16 protein-coding genes are annotated in these 14,655 nt (G+C 66.4%); 11 read left to right on the top strand and 5 right to left on the bottom strand.

Annotated features, from left to right (window positions below; translation table 11 throughout):
• Positions 1-28 precede the first annotated feature (28 nt).
• Positions 29-946, top strand: coding sequence for an A/G-specific adenine glycosylase (locus LPA46_RS09670; RefSeq protein WP_230892341.1), 918 nt, complete (start codon positions 29-31; stop codon positions 944-946).
• A gap of 76 nt (positions 947-1,022) precedes the next feature.
• Complete coding sequence (locus tag LPA46_RS09665; protein ID WP_230892340.1) at positions 1,023-2,030, top strand: sodium:calcium antiporter; 1,008 nt, start codon at positions 1,023-1,025, stop codon at positions 2,028-2,030.
• Between the two features lie 28 nt (positions 2,031-2,058).
• Here LPA46_RS09665 and LPA46_RS09660 read toward each other — a convergent pair whose 3' ends face one another.
• Positions 2,059-2,487 (bottom strand): universal stress protein, encoded by a 429-nt coding sequence (locus tag LPA46_RS09660; RefSeq protein WP_230888920.1) that lies wholly within the window; start codon positions 2,485-2,487, stop codon positions 2,059-2,061.
• A gap of 112 nt (positions 2,488-2,599) precedes the next feature.
• Between LPA46_RS09660 and LPA46_RS09655 the strand changes: the two genes are divergently transcribed.
• The 5 genes from LPA46_RS09655 (at position 2,600) to LPA46_RS09635 (ending at position 8,048) form a co-directional block, all read left to right on the top strand.
• Positions 2,600-3,187, top strand: a complete 588-nt coding sequence (locus LPA46_RS09655) for a thymidine kinase (protein ID WP_230892339.1) — start codon at positions 2,600-2,602, stop codon at positions 3,185-3,187.
• A gap of 1 nt (position 3,188) precedes the next feature.
• Positions 3,189-3,836 (top strand): YIP1 family protein, encoded by a 648-nt coding sequence (locus LPA46_RS09650; RefSeq protein WP_230892338.1) that lies wholly within the window; start codon positions 3,189-3,191, stop codon positions 3,834-3,836.
• Between the two features lie 51 nt (positions 3,837-3,887).
• Positions 3,888-4,124, top strand: coding sequence for a hypothetical protein (locus LPA46_RS09645; protein WP_269069861.1), 237 nt, complete (start codon positions 3,888-3,890; stop codon positions 4,122-4,124).
• An 80-nt stretch (positions 4,125-4,204) separates the two neighbouring features.
• Positions 4,205-6,349, top strand: coding sequence for a DHH family phosphoesterase (locus tag LPA46_RS09640; protein ID WP_230892337.1), 2,145 nt, complete (start codon positions 4,205-4,207; stop codon positions 6,347-6,349).
• A gap of 52 nt (positions 6,350-6,401) precedes the next feature.
• Entirely contained in the window at positions 6,402-8,048 is a 1,647-nt protein-coding gene (locus LPA46_RS09635; protein WP_230892336.1) for a tRNA uridine(34) 5-carboxymethylaminomethyl modification radical SAM/GNAT enzyme Elp3, read from the top strand.
• A 301-nt stretch (positions 8,049-8,349) separates the two neighbouring features.
• Here the strand turns inward: LPA46_RS09635 and LPA46_RS09630 are convergent, their stop codons facing one another.
• Together LPA46_RS09630 and cyaB are read right to left on the bottom strand one after the other, a co-directional pair.
• Entirely contained in the window at positions 8,350-9,570 is a 1,221-nt protein-coding gene (locus LPA46_RS09630; RefSeq protein ID WP_230892335.1) for a methionine adenosyltransferase, read from the bottom strand.
• An 81-nt stretch (positions 9,571-9,651) separates the two neighbouring features.
• On the bottom strand, positions 9,652-10,272 hold the full coding sequence (gene cyaB / locus LPA46_RS09625) for a class IV adenylate cyclase (RefSeq protein ID WP_230892334.1): 621 nt from the start codon (positions 10,270-10,272) through the stop codon (positions 9,652-9,654).
• Positions 10,273-10,389: 117 nt separating this feature from the next.
• On the opposite strand from cyaB, the gene LPA46_RS09620 reads away from it, so the two are divergent.
• The gene (locus LPA46_RS09620; protein ID WP_230888912.1) at positions 10,390-10,590 is read left to right on the top strand and encodes a DUF7511 domain-containing protein; all 201 of its coding nucleotides are present in this window, start codon (positions 10,390-10,392) and stop codon (positions 10,588-10,590) included.
• A 72-nt stretch (positions 10,591-10,662) separates the two neighbouring features.
• The gene (locus LPA46_RS09615) at positions 10,663-11,592 is read left to right on the top strand and encodes an FKBP-type peptidyl-prolyl cis-trans isomerase (protein ID WP_230892333.1); all 930 of its coding nucleotides are present in this window, start codon (positions 10,663-10,665) and stop codon (positions 11,590-11,592) included.
• Between the two features lie 78 nt (positions 11,593-11,670).
• Here the strand turns inward: LPA46_RS09615 and LPA46_RS09610 are convergent, their stop codons facing one another.
• Entirely contained in the window at positions 11,671-12,297 is a 627-nt protein-coding gene (locus tag LPA46_RS09610) for an RAD55 family ATPase (protein ID WP_230892332.1), read from the bottom strand.
• Positions 12,298-12,324: 27 nt separating this feature from the next.
• Entirely contained in the window at positions 12,325-12,933 is a 609-nt protein-coding gene (locus LPA46_RS09605; RefSeq protein WP_230892331.1) for a MinD/ParA family ATP-binding protein, read from the bottom strand.
• Positions 12,934-13,053: 120 nt separating this feature from the next.
• Here LPA46_RS09605 and pyrB point away from each other — a divergent pair, with 120 nt between their 5' ends.
• Together pyrB and pyrI are read left to right on the top strand one after the other, a co-directional pair.
• Entirely contained in the window at positions 13,054-13,965 is a 912-nt protein-coding gene (gene pyrB, locus LPA46_RS09600; RefSeq protein WP_230888908.1) for an aspartate carbamoyltransferase, read from the top strand.
• Positions 13,958-14,416, top strand: a complete 459-nt coding sequence (gene pyrI, locus LPA46_RS09595) for an aspartate carbamoyltransferase regulatory subunit (protein WP_230892330.1) — start codon at positions 13,958-13,960, stop codon at positions 14,414-14,416. The genes pyrB and pyrI overlap by 8 nt, the downstream gene beginning before the upstream one ends.
• Positions 14,417-14,655: the final 239 nt, after the last annotated feature.

Here is a 14,655-nt window from a genome sequence, read left to right as displayed (position 1 = left end):
TAAGCGCGCGACCGAACAACTGCCGTCCATGACTGAGGGGGCCGGGGAGTACGCACTTCCCAGCGACGTCGACGCCGTTCGGGACGCGCTGGTGTCGTGGTACGAGGACGGCCACCGGGACTTCCCGTGGCGCCGCACCGACGACCCGTACGCGATTCTCGTCTCGGAGGTGATGAGCCAGCAGACCCAACTCTCCCGCGTCGAGGACGCCTACCACGCGTTCCTCGAGAAGTGGCCGACGACGACCGACCTCGCCGCTGCGGACCGCGCGGACGTCGTCGGGTTTTGGTCGGCGAACAGCCTCGGGTACAACAACCGCGCGAAGTACCTCCACGAGGCCGCCCAGCAGGTCGAGAACGACTACGATGGCCAGTTCCCGGAGATGCCCGACGAACTCTCGGAGTTGATGGGCGTCGGCCCGTACACCGCCAACGCCGTCGCGTCGTTCGCGTTCGACAACGGCGACGCGGTTGTGGACACGAACGTCAAGCGCGTGCTCTACCGCGCGTTCGACGTCCCCGACGACGACACGGCCTTCGAGGAAGCCGCGAACGAGCTGATGCCGGACGGGGAGTCCGAGGTCTGGAACAACGCCATCATGGAATTAGGCGGGGTGGCCTGCGGGAAGTCCCCGAGTTGCGACGAGGCCGGGTGTCCGTGGCGGGAGTGGTGTGCGGCGTACGCCTCGGGCGACTTCTCCGCGCCGGACGTCCCCGAGCAGTCCACGTTCGAGGGGAGTCGCCGACAGAAGCGCGGGCGCGCTGTCGGGGCGCTCCGCGAGCACGGCGAACTCGAACTCGACGAACTCGGCCCGCGGGTGCGCGTCGACTACGGCGGCGACACCGGCCGCGAGTGGCTCCGTGGCTTACTCGAAGACCTCGCCGGGGACGGCCTCGTCGAACTCGAAGAGCACGGCGAAGAGACGGTCGCACGCCTCGCGAAGTGAACAGTCGGCGCCTACGCCAGCAATGTCGTTCCGGAGGGAGAACGAATAACCGGCCGCCGAATGTACGTCACGGTCCATGGCCGGGGTTCTCGTTCCACTAGTACTGGTCGTCGTTGGTACTGCCGTCATCTGGAAGGGCAGCAGCTTCTTCGAGCGCTCCGCCGAGCGCCTCAGCAAGTACTACGGCCTCCCCGTCGCCGTCCACGGTGCCATCGTCGTCGCCGTCGGGTCGAGTTTCCCCGAAATCAGTTCCGTCGTCGTCAGCACGGTCGTCCACGGCGAATTCTCGCTGGGCGTCGGCGCCATCGTCGGGAGCGCCATCTTCAACCTCCTCGTGATTCCGGCGCTGTCCGCGTTCTCCAGCGAGGAGCTGTCGACCACGCGGGACATCGTCCACAAGGACGCGCAGTTCTACATCATCTCCATTCTCGTGCTGTTCTTGGTGTTCGCGCTCGGTGCGACCTACGTTCCCGGCGGCACGAACCGGGCGGCAATCCTCACGCCGTCGCTCGCGCTCGTTCCACTCGCGACGTACGGCGTCTACGTTTTCCTCCACCAGCAGGACGCGAGCGAGCACGTCCCCGAACCAGCGCCGGACGTGCGCCCGCGCCGCGAGTGGGCCGTGCTCGCCGCCGCACTCGTCGTCATCGGCATCGGCGTCGAGGGAATCGTGCGCGCCGCGCTCTCCTTCGGCGCGACGTTCGACACGCCGACATTCCTCTGGGGCGTCACGGTCATCGCCGCCGCGACCAGCCTCCCGGACGCCATCGTCAGCGTCCGAGCCGCGAAGAACGACGAGAGCGTCACCAGCGTCACGAACGTCCTCGGTAGCAACACGTTCAACCTCCTCGTCGCCATCCCGCTCGGCGTCCTCCTCGCCGGCACCGCCACCATCGACTTCCGCGTCGCGGTGCCGACGATGGGGTTCTTGGCGTTCGCGACGCTCGTGTTCGTCGTCACTACCCGCACCGACCTCGAACTCACCGACCGCGAAGCTGTCGGCTTCCTCGCGTTGTACGCGCTTTTCCTCGCGTGGATGGTCCTCGAATCCGTCGGCGTCATCGAGACTGTCCGAGGTATCTGACCGCCAGCACCGAATGGCCACGCCTGGTCTACGCTTCGTCCTCGCGAACCGTCAACACGGGGACGTCTGAGGTACGGACGATGCGTTCGGTGACGCTCCCGAGGAGCGCGCGGTCGAGACCACGTCGGCCGTGCGTCCCCATCACGACCACGTCGATGTCCTCGTCTTCGACGTACTGGAGGATGGTCTCGTAGGCACCGCCCTTCATCACGACGCCGACGGCTTCGATGTTCTGGTTGCTGGCTTTCTCGACGACGTCGTCGACGACCTGCTCGCCTTCCTCGGCCAGCGGATCGACGACGTCGTCCTCGAAGGTGACGGTGCTGTACTCGGTGGTATCCGCGACGTAGAGAACGTGCAGGCGGGCACCGTAGCGGTCCGCGAGTTCGATTGCGTGCGGGACTGCAGCGTCCGCGGCACTGCTCCCGTCGGTCGGCAACAGGACGTCGTCGTACATACGCCGCGAGAGGTGAGCCGGCCCAAAATAGGTGCGGGTGGATTCCTGGCTGCCTGTAATCGCCGCCGCAGATGAGCAAGCGTTTTGCCCCGCGACCACCCCCGTTGTGAGCATGCACGCGATTACGAACTCCGGGTGGGTCGAGGTCATCACGGGGTCGATGTTCTCCGGGAAGACGGAGGAGCTGTTGCGGCGGCTGCGGCGCGCGGAAATCGCGGGCCAGGAGGTCGCGGCGTTCACGCCGGCCATCGACGACCGGTACGGCGAGGCGACGCTCGGCTCGCACGCCGGCCGCACGTGGGAGGCAACGGTCGTCGACACCACCGCAGAGGGCGTCTCGAAGATTCCCAGCTACCTCAACGGCGAGGAAGTCGTCGCCATCGACGAGGCGAACTTCTTCCCCGACGAACTCGTCGAAGTCTGTCAGAACCTCGCTAGCGACGGCCGCCGCGTCGTCGTCTCCGGCACCGACCAGACGTTCCGTGGGGAGCCGTTCGACCCCATCCCACAGTTGATGGCGGTCGCCGAGTACGTCGAGAAGTTCCAGGCCATCTGCACGCAGTGTGGGGAGCCCGCGACCCGCAACCAGCGGCTCATCGAGGGGGAGCCAGCCCACTACGACGACCCCACGATTATGGTCGGCGCGGAGGAGTCCTACGAGGCACGGTGTCGGAACTGCCACGTCGTCGAGCGGGACTGAGATGACTACGTGGGTAGAGCCTGAGGGTGGCCGCGAGCGCGGGCCGGTGGGGCTCGCGAAGGCGTTCACGCAGGTGCTCGTGAACCCCACGACGTTCTTCGAGGAAGCCGTCTCGCCGGGCGACCAAGCCCCGGGGCTGGTGTTCGCGATGGCGGTCGTGCTCGTCTCACAGGGAACGCGACTCGTACTGAACCCCGGGCGTGCACTGGAATTCCCGGCCCCATCGTGGCTCGCCGCCACGCTCACACTCGCCCTCGCCGTTCTCCTGATTGCGCCCGCCGCGCTGCACGCGCTGTCAGCTGTCGAAACACTCGTGCTCGCTGCCGTGGTTCCCGACCGCGGTGGCGTCAGCGAAACCGTGCAAGTGCTCGCGTACGCCAGCGCGCCCTGCGCGTTCGTCGGTGTCAGCGTCCCAGTAGTCACGTTCGTCTCCGGGCTGTGGGCGTTCGCGCTGCTCGTGCTCGGGACGCGCATCGTTCACGACACGTCGTTCGCGCGCGCCACGGTAACCGCGCTCGTGCCGGGCGTGCTCGCGTACGGCTCCGGGTTCGGTTGGTTCGCTGCAACGGCTGCGCTGTTCCCGTGGACGGCCGACTACATGCCGTGGGTCGGGCGCGCGGTCGAGGCCGCTGCAGTGCTCGGAGTTTAGTGGGCGCACCGCCAACGTCGGCGTGTGCTCAACGTCAACTTCTCGGACCTCATGTTCGAACTGAAAGACGGTGCTGTCAAGCACGTCGGCCCGTCGAACACGGCCGCCGACGCGAAACTATTCGACGTCGAAGCCGCAGAAGCCCGCGAATTCGGCGACAAGCGCGTCAAACTCGTCTTCGAGGACGACAGCGGCAACGAAGTACAGGTCGCGTTGTTCCCCGAAGACGTTCGCGACGTCGTCGACGATGTGGAAGCGTTGGAAGCCGACAGCCCGGTCTTCGAGTAGCTCGGGAGCGCGAGTGTTACCACGTGGAACCGACGAGCTTTCGATAATCGTTTACGGCAGCACCCGCTCTTTCGAAGCAAATGGGTACGTGTATCATCTGCGGCTCCTCCACGGACGGCCGTGTCTGTGACACCCACGAGGAGGACGTCGCCTTCGAGTTCCGCGGAGATTCTCCCGATCAACTGACGCCCGGTCGCTACTACAAAGGCACCATCGACGGCTTCGCCGACTTCGGCGTGTTCGTCGACATCGGTGACTCTGTCACCGGCCTGCTTCACCGTAGCGAAGTGCCCGGCCGCCTCGAATCGCTCGGCTGGGACGCCGGCGACAAAGTGTACGTCCAAGTTACGGACGTCCACGACAACGAGAACGTCGACCTCGGCTGGTCGATTCGACAGGACGACCGCGACTTCCGCGGCCACCTCGTCGACGACCCGAGCGCGGAGTCGAACGCGGAGCTCCCGGAGGACGACGACGATTCCGACGAGGAACAGGACACCGAGACCAGCACCGCGGACGGCGGAACGCCGGTTTCCGAGGACGACGCCGAGTTCGAATTCGGCGAATCTGAAGACGCCGAACCCGAGCCCGAAGCCGAGGACGAGTCGGAAGCCGAGGACGAGTCGGAAGCCGAGACGGACGAGGAAGCCGAGACGGACGAGGAAGCCGAAGCCGCCGACGGCGAAGCGGAAGCCGCGGAGAGCGAATCTGCGGATGCCGAGTCCGAAGAGAGCGAACCAGAACGCGTTCCGATTGCCGACCTCGAGGACTACGTCGACGAACGCGTCACGGTCGAGGGCGAGCTCGCGAACGCCCGGCAGACCAGCGGCCCGACGGTGTTCGAACTCGCCGACGAGACCGGTGCCGTCGACTGCGCTGCGTTCGTCGAAGCGGGCGTCCGCGCCTACCCCGACATCGAAGCGGGCGACGTCGTCCGCATCGTCGGCGAAGTCGAGCGCCGTCGCGGCGAACTCCAGGTCGAAACCGAGGACCTCTACGAACTCGAAGGCACGGACGCGCAAGCCGTCGAAGCCCGCATGGAGGACGCGCTCACCGAGCGCGCCACCCCCGAGACGACTAACCTGCTCGCCGAGGACGACGCCGTCGAAGCCGTCACCGACGACCTCGTCGACGCCGCGACGGCCATCCGCCGCGCCGTCGTCGAATCTCGTCCGGTCATCGTCCGCCACACCGCCACCGTCGAAGGCTACGTCGCCGGCACGGCCATCGAGCGCGCGCTCCTCCCACTCATCCGGGACGAACACGAGCGCGAGGACGCCGAATACCACTACGTCGACCGGCGGCCGCTCGACGACGCGTTCTACACCATCGACGACGCCACCGGCGACGTGACGTCGATGCTGGAAGCCGCCGAACGCCACGACGAGAAACACCCACTGTTCGTGCTCGTCGGTGCCGGCTCGACCAGCGAGTCCACGGACGCCATCGACCTGCTGGACATCTACGACGCAGACACGGTCGCCATCGACGGCGGCTACACCGACGACGCTGCGGGCGCAGACGTTCTCGTCAGCCCGACGGAAGCCGGCGAGAATCCCGTGAACACGGGGGCGCTCGGCTCGCAGCTCGCCGCGTTCGTCAACGACGACGTGCGCGAGGACCTCTACCACCTGCCCGCCGTCGCGTACTGGGCTGACACGCCCGACGCGTACGCGGACCTCGCCGCCCAGACCCACTACAGCCCGGACACGCTCGCCGAACTCCGAGACGCCATCGCGCTGGAAGCATTCTACCAGTCCTACGAGGACAAACGCGAACTCATCTCGGACCTGCTCTGGGGGGAGGCCGACGACTCGCTCATCGAGCACGTCTCCGAGCAGTTCCGCGAGCGCCTCGAAACGGAAGTTTCGACCGCCGAACCCCACCTCGACGTGCGCGGCCAAGACGGCGTCGCCTTCGAGACGCTGGACGTGGACGCGTACACTCACGAGTACGACTTCCCGCCGGTCGACCTGCTGCTCGACGCGCTCTACCGGCGTCGCGACCGCGCGGACGTGCTCGTCGGCGTGAGTGGCGACGAGATTCGCGTCCGCAGCGACGACGCGGTGGACGTGCGCGCCGTCGGCGAGACGGTCGCCGACGAACTCCCCGAGGCCGGTGTCGAGCCGCGCGGCGCACGCGACGGCCGCATCGAGTTCCTCTCCGGTGAGAAGGACGCGGTCGTCGACGCGGTCGTCGACGCCATCACCGACCAGCTCGCCTAACTGCGACCCCGCAACGACACGTTTTTTCGCTCGCGGCGGCTTCTACGGAGTAATGAGCGCGGACGCCGACCCCGCATTCGAGGCTGCCTGCGAGGAGCTCGTCGAACGAATACTCGACGGGGACGTCGGCAAAGACGACGTCGAGAGCGCGAAGCTCGAAGTCTGTTCGGAGCACTCCGCACCGAAGGTGCCCAAGCACTCGGAGCTGCTGGACTTCGCGCCCGAGGACCGCCGTGACGACCTCGAAGAAGTCCTCCAGCGCAAACCGGTGCGGACCGCGTCGGGCGTGACGCCGGTCGCGATCATGACGAGCCCGCACATGTGTCCGCACGGCAAGTGCCTGTACTGTCCGGGCGGGCCCGCCAGCGAGTTCTCGTCGAGCCAGTCGTACACGGGCCATGAGCCCGCTGCTGCGCGCGGCGTGCAGAACGACTACGACCCCTACGGGCAGGTGACGCTGCGACTCCACCAGCTCCGGGAGATCGGCCACCCCATCGACAAGGTCGAACTCATCCTGATGGGTGGGACGATGACCGCGCGCAGCCACGACTACCAGGAGTGGTTCGCGAAGCGAGCGCTCGAAGCGCTGAACGACTTCGACCCCGAGCAGGAACCGAACCCTTCCGAGACGGAGTCGTTCGCCCAGGACCCCGAAGAGTACGACTTCTCCTATCTCGAAGACGTCATCGCGGAGAACGAGCACGGCGACATCCGGAACATCGGGACGACGTTCGAGACGAAGCCCGATTGGTGTGACCCCGAGCAGGTCGACCGGATGCTCGACCTCGGCGGCACCAAAGTGGAGGTCGGCGTGCAGACGACCTACGAGCGCATCAACCGCGAGATGCACCGCGGGCACGGTGTGCAGGCGTCCATCGACGCGAATCGGCGGCTGCGGGACGCCGCGTTCAAGGTTGGCTTCCACATGATGCCGGGCCAGCCGGGCATGAGCAAGGAGATGTGCCTGGAGGACTTCCGGCGGCTGTTCGAGGACGAGAAGTGGAAGCCGGACTACCTCAAAATATACCCGACGCTGGTGGTTCGGGACACCGTCACGTACGACATGTGGCGGAACGAGGAGTTCCAGCCGCTACAGAACGAGGAGGCCGCCGAGCTCGTCGCGGAAATCATGGATATGATTCCGCGGTACACGCGCCTCCAGCGCGTCCAGCGGGACATCCCCGCGGACCACATCGACGCGGGCGTCTGGAAGTCGAACCTCCGCCAGCTCGCCTGGGAGAAGATGGACGAGCACGGCTACACCTGCGAGTGTATCCGCTGCCGGGAGGCCGGGATGAACGACGAGGAGCCCGAGAACGTCGAACTCGACGTGATGACCTACGACGTCGCGGGCGGTACGGAGCACTTCATCAGCTTCGAGGACTTCGAGAAGGACCTCCTCGTCGGATTCGCACGCCTGCGCTTCCCGAACGACACGGTCCGTGACGAACTGGAGGACGCGGCGCTGCTCCGCGAACTCCACGTCTACGGCGGCGAAGTCAGTGTCGGCGACGACACCGCAGACGGCCAACACCAGCACCAGGGCTACGGTCAGCGCCTGATGACACGCGCCGAAGAGATGGCCGCCGACGCCGGCTTCGAGAAGCTCAGCGTCATCTCTGGCATCGGCGCGCGCCAGTACTACAAGCAGAAGCTCGGCTACCGGCAGGACGGTCCTTACGTCAGCAAGCAACTGTAAGCCGGTTGCGCTCACAGGCGGCTACTTCTCGCGGAGCGTTCGCCGCGCTCGCCGTACCGATTGCTCGGCTCGGAGCGCCCCACGACGAGATTCAGGTCACGCGCAGGATTGGCTCCGTTCCGGTATTTGAACCTACGCAGCCAGTAGCAGCGAGCATTCGCGCGGCTTCGCCGCGCGATTCATCGCGAGCCTTCGGCTCGCGGGCCCCGATGACCCCCGAAGTGGGGTCCGACGGGGCTTTTTCCCCAAGTTTTTGCGAACGAGGACGGCGAAGCCGTCCGAGTGTAGCAAAAAGTGCGTTTTAGAAGGTGTCGAGTTCGCCGTCGATGACGCGCTGGGTGATGTTGGTGATGGTCGCGAGTTCGGCGTCGACAATCTTCTGGATATCGGGTTCGACGTCGGACACGGCGAGGCCGTCTTCGGTGACGACGTGGACGTCGGCGACGTGGGGTTGGTCGATTGGGCGGCCGATTTGGGAGAGGAGGCGGACGCGGAGGTCGCGGATACCGTCCACTTCGTCGACGATGCTCTCGGCGATTTCGGTGGACAGGAGGTTGTAGATTTTCCCGATGTGGTTGACCGGGTTCTTCCCGGAGGTGGCTTCCATGCTCATCGAGCGGTTCGGGGTGATGAGGCCGTTCGCGCGGTTGCCGCGGCCGACGCTGCCGTCGTCGCCCTGTTCGGCGCTCGTGCCGGTGGTGGTGAGGTAGATGGAGCCGGATTCGTAGTCGTCGGCGGTGTTGACGTGGACGGCGACGTCGCGGTCGGTGTGGTCGGTCGCGAGGTCGTGGACGTGTTCGCGGAGTGCCTCGACTTCGGCCTTGTAGGCGTCGAGGTCGTCGACGTGGGCGTCGACGAGCGCGGCGGCGACGGTGAGGTCGATGTGGTCGCCTTCGCGTTTGCCCATGACTTTGACGTCTTCGCCGACGGCAGGGTTGGCGTCGCCGTAGGGCCCATTGAGCGACTGCTCGGTCTCGTAGACGATGCGCTCGGTCTCGGTGAGGGGTGCGTGACCGACACCGAAGCTGGTGTCGTTGGCCATCGGGACGGCGGGACCGTCTTCGACGAACACTTCCTGGAGGTCGCCGGAGCCTTCGCCGAGTTTGACGTCGACGATGACGTCCGTTTCGAGGTCGAGGTTCGGGAAGTTCTCGCGGAGGTAGTCGCGGGCGGCTTCCAGCGCGATGGACTCGACGGGGATGTTGTACTCGACGCCGTCGTCGTCGACGTAGTGGCTCGTCGCGCGGCCGACGACGAGCACGTAAATCGGGTCGATGACTTCGCCGCCGCCGAACGCGGGCGCGGCGGTGCCGGCGACGAGCTGGGTCTCGTCGGTGTTGAAGTGGAGGACTTCGCCGACGCGGTCGATGTACTCGCGGGCGAGCCGTTCGCAGACGTGTTCGGCGATGCCGTCGCAGATGGAGTCGGGGTGGCCGAGGCCTTTTCGTTCGACGATTTCGACCTCTTCGTCCTCGACCGCCCCGCGGTCGAGAGACTGCACTTGGATGTTCCGCTCGGTCATTACGCAAGTGTTGCCCGCCTCCGCTTCTATAACTTGCGAAAAGCACGAGAAGAGATAATATTCCTCGTGCGCATACTCCGGTCAGGCGTCGGCGAGTTTGAGACCGAGATACGACGTCCGAATCTGGTCGGCGGGATCGAGGCCAAGCTGCCGGAGGAGGGCATACGCGTCCTCACGAGCGGCCTCGACTTCACTGTCCGACTCGACCTCGGTTTCGACTTCGACGTACTCGCCGACGTCCTCGACAGCGTCCAGTAGTACCTCGAAGTCGTCGACGTGATGGGTCTCGCGGAGCTTGCGCACCGTCGCGGCGGGATCGAACCCGAGCCGTGAGAGGATTTCACGCATCTCCTCGCCGCTCCCGACGGCCGTCTCGAACTCCTCCCGGGACTTCGACTCAGCCTCCAGCAGCGGGCCCTTGTACGTCACGCGGGACTCGCCCTCCGCACGGTACTCACCGTCGAGCACTGCGTCGATAGCGGCCGTGAGCCCGCCTTGGACAGCGTCCCGTTCGAACGTCTCGGCTGCGGTAGCGACCCGACGAACGCGTAGCGCTTCATCAGTCTCCGCGAAGTCGCGGTGTGGTGCGTCGAAGTACGTGTCCGCCTGAGCCACCGTTCCGACGCGCTCTGCGTCGCCGTCCGCGAGCGCCGCGCGGACCGCATCGTGGCTCGCCGGCACCTTCACCTCCACTTCGTACATGCACGAGTGCTCGCGGTCACCCCGGAAAAACACGGCGCTTCAAAGTGCTCAATAGTGCTACGTGGGGTTCTTAGCAGGCGTTATCCCGCGGTCTCGCGAATCCCGAATCGACTCACGATGTCCACCGACAGCACCCGTGGTGCCCAGCAGTCACGCGACGATGTCGACCGCACGCCGCTCGACGCGACCGTCGTCCGCTACCAGAACACGCCGGACCGCTGCACGCTCTCGCCGCCGAATGTCGACAGCGACCGGCGGCTCACCGCGTGGCTCTCCGTCGACGCCGACGCCCTCGTCACATTAGCCGAGAACCGGTGACCGCGCGACCCGCGATGGCGCTCACGGCCGCGAAACGTGATTCTTAAGGGTGGAACGGGAGTGCGTACTGGTATGAGCGACGAAACTGAGGCCGAGACGGCCGACGAATCCGAGACAGAACAGGGCGGACTTCAGGAGGGGGACTTCGTTAAGCTCTCCTACACCGCCTACACGGTCGACAGCGGCGAACTCGTCGACACCACCGACGAGGAAGTCGCCGAGGAAGAGGGCGTCGACACCGAAGAACAGGAGTTCTCCCCGCGCACCATCGTCATCGGCGAGGGCCACATCTTCGAGGACGTCGAGCAGGACCTCATCGGCAAGGAAGTCGGTGACACCGGCGAAGTCGTCGTCGAACAGGCGTTCGGCGAGTACGACGAGGACGAAGTCCGCACGGTCTCCGCGAACAAGATCCCCGAGGACGAGCGCTACCCCGGTGCGCACGTCGACATCGACGGCGAGCACGGCCACGTCGAAGCCGTCATCGGCGGCCGCGCCCGCGTCGACTTCAACCACCCGCTCGCCGGCGAGGACGTCGAGTACGAGTACGAGATTCTCGACCAGGTCGAGGACACCGTCGAGAAGGCCCGCGGCCTGCTCCAGATGTACTTCGACGCCGACCTCGACATGCACCTCGAGACCGACGAGGTCGAAGAGGAAGTCACCGAGGAGACCGAGGAAGGCGAGACGGAGACCACGACGGAAACCGTCGAGAAGGAGACGCTGTACATCGAGCAGTCCCCCGAACTCCAGTTCAACCAGCAGTGGATGATGGGCAAAGACCAGATTCTGAACCAGGTCATCGACATGCTGGACATCGACCGCGTCATCGTCCAGGAGATCATCGACGGCCAGCCCGCTGGCATGCCCGGTATGATGGGCGGTATGGGTGGCATGGGCGGCGGCGAAGGGCTCGGTGACGTCGAAGAAGCCCTCGAAGACGCCGACGTCGACGCGGACGAAATCGTCGAGGAGCTCGACATCGACGAAGACGAAGCCTAAAGGCGACTTCCGATTCCGGCCGCTCGGCCTACTTTTATCGCAGAACAGAACCGCACGACCCGATAGCCCGGGGTCTCGTCACGCGATGTCGCGGCTGGTGTCGACCTGAACGCGTTCGCCGAGGTTCAGCTTTATCGAGGAGTCCAGGGCGTTGCCGCCGCGGAACTTCGGAACGGTGAGTCGGGTCTCGACTTCGTCGTTGGTCTCCTCGACGCGCAGTTTGAACACGACGTCGGCCATGTGTTCGGTGGTGCCGCGGAGTTCGGGGGCGTGGTCGGTGTCGAGACAGTGCAGGACGGCGATGCCGCCGACGTTGCGCATGTGGTTGCCGAGTTCGTTGACGAAGTTCTCGTAGCGGCCGCGGTCGGCGCGCTCTAACGCGTCGGCGGGGTCGATGATGACCGTCGACTCCGGGGGGACGCTGCGGAACGCACGGCGCGCGTTCTCGATGGCGTCGGCACCCGGGATGTACCCTACCTCGGGGTCGCCCGTCGGCGCGTCCGTCGCCTCGAAGGCGTCCCGGACGGCCTGCTCGGTCCGATTCGTGGTGAGGTAGAGCGTGGGTCGTGGGCGCGTGAGTTCGTACAGCAGTAGCTCTCCCTGACTGGCGGGTGGTGCCTCGTAGGCGACCACCGTCCCGGCCGGCACGCCGCCGCCGAGCTCCCGGTCGAGGACGTCCACGCCGGTGGAGAGCCGCTCGCGCATAATTCCACTGTAGGAGACGGACGCAGGTTAAGTATTTGGCTCGACGTATCCGGCGAGCGTCGCGTACGCTGCGGCCGTCTCCGGTGCTTCGAGCGGCGCTATGGCGTCGGGAATCGGCACAGCGTCGGCGGCCGTCGCGTCCGCGAGCCCTGTTGGGACGGCGACCGCACGAGTGACGCCGACAGCGCGGACTGGCGTCCCGACTGCGCGCGCCATCGCGGCGGTCTTGACGGCGTCCTCGATGCCCTCTCGGCTGTCGGTCGCGACGACGACGCAACTGTCGGCCGCGCGCAGCGGGCGGACTGCGGCCTCGCTGGCACCCGCGGGGCAGTCCAAGATAGTGGGTCGTGATTCGGGCAGCGCGTCGAGTGTCGTGGCGAGGTCGTCTTCGTCGGCGTCGCCTACCGGGAGCACGTCGACGCCGGGAACTGTGGTCGACTCGTGGGCGGTCGCAGTCGGGTTGGCGGCGTCCACGTCGGGGTCTCGCGGGACGCCCGCACGCAGGTGGAGGTTCGGCGCGTCGAGGTCACAGTCCACGACGAGGGGGCGACGCCGCCGCTCGACGAGCGCGCTCGCGAGACCGAGCGCGGTGGTGGTCTTCCCGCTGCCGCCCTTGCCGCCCGCGACTGCCAGCACGCGAGTGAGTGGCCCCGGCTTCGTACTTGAACCTCGGGCCGCGAGTGGGGCGCGGTGGCACATCCCGGAGGTGGCCGTGCTCCGGGACCTTTACGCTCCCGGGGGACGCGTACTGAACCGATGCGTCACGACCACCTCCTCACCGCCAAACAGCTCTCGCGGGCCGACATCGAGACGGTCCTCGACAGGGCGGCGGCCTTCGACGACAACCCGGCGGCCGCCGGCGAGCGGTACGCCGACGAGCTGCTCGCGCTGTGCTTCTTCGAGCCGAGCACGCGTACGAAGATGAGCTTCGAGACGGCCGCGAAACGCCTCGGCGGCGACGTCGTCGACATGGGCTCCGTGGAGTCCTCGTCGGTGAAGAAAGGCGAGTCGCTGGCCGACACTGTCCGCGTCGTCGAGGGGTACGCCGACGGCATCGTGCTCCGCCACCCCAAGCAGGGCGCTGCGAAGATGGCCAGCGAGCACGTCGACGTTCCCGTGGTGAACGCGGGCGACGGCGCCGGTCACCACCCGAGTCAGACGCTGCTGGACCTGTACACGATTCGCGAGCACGCGGGCCTCGACGACATCTCCATCGGCATCATGGGCGACCTGAAGTACGGCCGGACGGTGCACTCGCTGGCGCACGCGCTCACGAATTTCGACGTCCGCCAGCACTTCGTCAGCCCGGAGAGCCTGCAACTGCCGCGCTCGGTGCGCTACGACCTCCACGAGGCGGGCGCGCAGGTACAGGAACACGAATCCCTCGACGCAGTCCTCCCGAACCTCGACGTCCTGTACGTCACGCGCATCCAGCGCGAGCGCTTCCCCGACGAGGACGAGTACGAGGCCGTCGCGGGCGAGTACAGCATCACGCCCGAAACCCTCGACGCCGCGAAAGACGACCTCGCGGTGATGCACCCGCTGCCCCGTGTCGACGAAATCGCGGCCGCGGTCGACGAGACGGAGAACGCGACGTACTTCGAACAGGCACACAACGGCGTCCCGGTCCGAATGGCCCTCCTCGACTTGCTCCTCGACGATGACTGACACTGAACTCCGCGTCTCGAAAATCCAGAACGGCACCGTCATCGACCACGTCTCCGCCGGGGAGGCGCTGCACGTGCTCAGCCTGCTGGGCATCGACGGCACGGAAGGCACGCCGATGAGCCTCGGCATGAACGTTCCCTCGGATCGGCTCGGTCGCAAAGACGTTGTGAAGGTCGAAGGCCGCGAACTCAGCGACAGCGAGGCCGAAGTGCTGTCGCTCATCGCGCCCGAAGCGACCATCAACATCATCCGCGACTACGACGTCGTGGACAAGCGCCGGGTCGAACGACCCGAGGAGGTCGGCGGCGTGCTCGTCTGCCCGAATCGCGAGTGCATCACGAACGCCGGCGAACCCGTCGAGCCGACGTTCGCGGTGCTGGAGGACGGCCTGCGGTGTGAGTACTGCGGGGAACTCATCCGCGAGGATATCACCACACACCTCCGGAACTAACCGCGAGATGTTGGGAGACAATCACGGATTCGTGCCGACCCCGCAAAGCGTTTAGTGCCGGCCGCCGATAGTGTCAGCCATGGCAGGAAAACTCGTGAAAGCCGCCGCTGCACTGCTCGTCATCGCCCTCGTCTGGAAGTTCGTCGTCGGGGGCGACGAAGCGCCCGAACCGCAGGAAGTCGACCGCATCGACTAGTCGGTCCCGCCGCCCACTCCCCGCTTTTCTGACGTGCCGAGAG

The organism is Halobacterium sp. KA-6, assembly GCF_021029015.1.
GTDB lineage: Archaea > Halobacteriota > Halobacteria > Halobacteriales > Halobacteriaceae > Halobacterium.
This window is presented reverse-complemented; position numbering and strand designations above follow the sequence as displayed.

Bases quoted from the DNA above. Each gene is read 5' to 3' on its own strand.
- LPA46_RS09635 (WP_230892336.1), top strand. From the start codon at position 6,402: ATGAGCGCGGACGCCGACCCCGCATTCGAGGCTGCCTGCGAGGAGCTC.
- LPA46_RS09670 (WP_230892341.1), top strand. From the start codon at position 29: ATGACTGAGGGGGCCGGGGAGTACGCACTTCCCAGCGACGTCGACGCC.
- cyaB (WP_230892334.1), bottom strand. From the start codon at position 10,272: ATGTACGAAGTGGAGGTGAAGGTGCCGGCGAGCCACGATGCGGTCCGC.
- LPA46_RS09660 (WP_230888920.1), bottom strand. From the start codon at position 2,487: ATGTACGACGACGTCCTGTTGCCGACCGACGGGAGCAGTGCCGCGGAC.
- LPA46_RS09620 (WP_230888912.1), top strand. From the start codon at position 10,390: ATGTCCACCGACAGCACCCGTGGTGCCCAGCAGTCACGCGACGATGTC.
- LPA46_RS09645 (WP_269069861.1), top strand. From the start codon at position 3,888: ATGTTCGAACTGAAAGACGGTGCTGTCAAGCACGTCGGCCCGTCGAAC.
- LPA46_RS09640 (WP_230892337.1), top strand. From the start codon at position 4,205: ATGGGTACGTGTATCATCTGCGGCTCCTCCACGGACGGCCGTGTCTGT.
- pyrI (WP_230892330.1), top strand. From the start codon at position 13,958: ATGACTGACACTGAACTCCGCGTCTCGAAAATCCAGAACGGCACCGTC.
- LPA46_RS09615 (WP_230892333.1), top strand. From the start codon at position 10,663: ATGAGCGACGAAACTGAGGCCGAGACGGCCGACGAATCCGAGACAGAA.
- LPA46_RS09650 (WP_230892338.1), top strand. From the start codon at position 3,189: ATGACTACGTGGGTAGAGCCTGAGGGTGGCCGCGAGCGCGGGCCGGTG.
- LPA46_RS09665 (WP_230892340.1), top strand. From the start codon at position 1,023: ATGGCCGGGGTTCTCGTTCCACTAGTACTGGTCGTCGTTGGTACTGCC.
- pyrB (WP_230888908.1), top strand. From the start codon at position 13,054: ATGCGTCACGACCACCTCCTCACCGCCAAACAGCTCTCGCGGGCCGAC.
- LPA46_RS09655 (WP_230892339.1), top strand. From the start codon at position 2,600: ATGCACGCGATTACGAACTCCGGGTGGGTCGAGGTCATCACGGGGTCG.
- LPA46_RS09610 (WP_230892332.1), bottom strand. From the start codon at position 12,297: ATGCGCGAGCGGCTCTCCACCGGCGTGGACGTCCTCGACCGGGAGCTC.
- LPA46_RS09630 (WP_230892335.1), bottom strand. From the start codon at position 9,570: ATGACCGAGCGGAACATCCAAGTGCAGTCTCTCGACCGCGGGGCGGTC.